Origin of the sequence: Paenibacillus alkalitolerans (assembly GCF_016482785.1) — a bacterium.
GTDB lineage: Bacteria > Bacillota > Bacilli > Paenibacillales > YIM-B00363 > Paenibacillus_AE > Paenibacillus_AE alkalitolerans.
This window is the reverse complement of sequence record NZ_JAEMXM010000054.1, coordinates 1-1,837: the sequence shown is the minus strand read 5'-3', so window position 1 is coordinate 1,837 and position 1,837 is coordinate 1. Positions and strand designations below refer to the sequence as shown.

The window sequence follows — 1,837 nt, the reverse complement described above, 5'->3', positions numbered from 1 at the left end:
CAGCGTATGCACGAACTCGTTGTCAGTTTTGAGGGTGCAAGTAATTGCATCTTCAACGCTTGGCATAAGCCGGAACGGTTGGCAGCAGTTGCTGTTGAATCGATGGCCGGAACTGTGCTAAGATGATCTTCCGCCGATTTGATCGAGCGGAGTTGTTCCTTGAAAACTGGATAGCGAAACCGCTGTTTTGCAGGACATTTCCTTGCGGAAACGTCCGATGCAAAATCAGCATGAGAACCGAAACATCATTCCGCGCAAAGCGTTAATGCTTTGAATTAATCTTTAAGCAATGAGCGAATGGTTTGTGACGGGAGCGACTTTTGAGGCCCGACGGCCACCTGTTGACAGGTGAAGGCGGGACTCAAGGAGCGAGCGGCACAAATCCATGAGCGCATGGATAAGCTAGAAAGAGCGCACGGAGGATGCCTAGGCGCTAGGAGCCGACGAAGGACGTGGCGAACGACGACATGCCTCGGGGAGCCGTAAGCAGGCTTTTGATCCGGGGATGTCCGAATGGGGAAACCCGCATGGTGTAGACGCCATGCACAACGTACTGAATCCATAGGTGCGGTGAGGCAGACCAGGGGAACTGAAACATCTAAGTACCCTGAGGAAAAGAAAACAATAGTGATTCCGTCAGTAGCGGCGAGCGAACGCGGAAGAGCCAAAACTAAGGGAATTTATTCCCTAGGGGTCGTGGGACGTCAAACGGCAAAGAGCAGGGGAGTCGAACGGTCTGGAAAGGCCGGCCATAGCAGGTAACAGCCCTGTACGCAAAATCTTGCTTGAGCCAGACGGATCCCGAGTACCGCGGGGCACGTGAAACCCCGTGGGAATCCGGCAGGACCATCTGCTAAGGCTAAATACTACCTAGCGACCGATAGCGAAGCAGTACCGTGAGGGAAAGGTGAAAAGCACCCCGGAAGGGGAGTGAAACAGAACCTGAAACCGTGCGCTTACAAGAAGTCAGAGCCCTGTTTATGGGTGATGGCGTGCCTTTTGTAGAATGAACCGGCGAGTTACGTTCACGTGCAAGGTTAAGGTGAAGAGCCGAAGCCGCAGCGAAAGCGAGTCTGAATAGGGCGCATGAGTACGTGGGCGTAGACCCGAAACCGGGTGATCTACCCCTGTGCAGGGTGAAGGTGAGGTAACACTCACTGGAGGCCCGAACCCACGAGCGTTGAAAAGCTCGGGGATGACGTGGGGGTAGGGGAGAAATTCCAATCGAACTCGGAGATAGCTGGTTCTCCCCGAAATAGCTTTAGGGCTAGCCTCGGATGAATAGTTGCGGAGGTAGAGCACTGATTGGGTGCGGGGCCCGCCAAGGGTTACCAAGTCCAGTCAAACTCCGAATGCCGCGTACTAGTATCCGGGAGTCAGACGGTGAGTGCTAAGATCCATCGTCAAAAGGGAAACAGCCCAGATCATCAGCTAAGGTCCCCAAGTGTGTGTTCAGTGGGAAAGGATGTGGAGTTGCACAGACAACCAGGATGTTGGCTTAGAAGCAGCCACCATTGAAAGAGTGCGTAATAGCTCACTGGTCGAGTGACTCTGCGCCGAAAATGTAACGGGGCTAAACACACCACCGAAGCTATGGCTCGTGACGTCTTCACTTCATGAGCGAAGGGTTTGGGCCTGGAACATTCGCCAGAATCGACCTCTAAGGTCGTTCAAGATTCTGGCTAAATGCTTCCAGGGGCTAAACAACACTTCGAAGATGAAGTGAGGACGTCACTTGGGTAGGGGAGCGTTGTGTACCGGGTTGAAGCACGACCGGAAGGACGTGTGGACTGTACACAAGTGAGAATGCCGGTATGAGTAACGAAAAGACAAGTGA

At 53.3% G+C, this 1,837-nt stretch carries 1 rRNA gene; it reads left to right on the top strand.

The window, feature by feature from the left end:
* Positions 1-395 precede the first annotated feature (395 nt).
* Positions 396-1,837: ribosomal RNA gene (locus JET16_RS29700) — 23S ribosomal RNA — on the top strand; the annotation flags it as partial.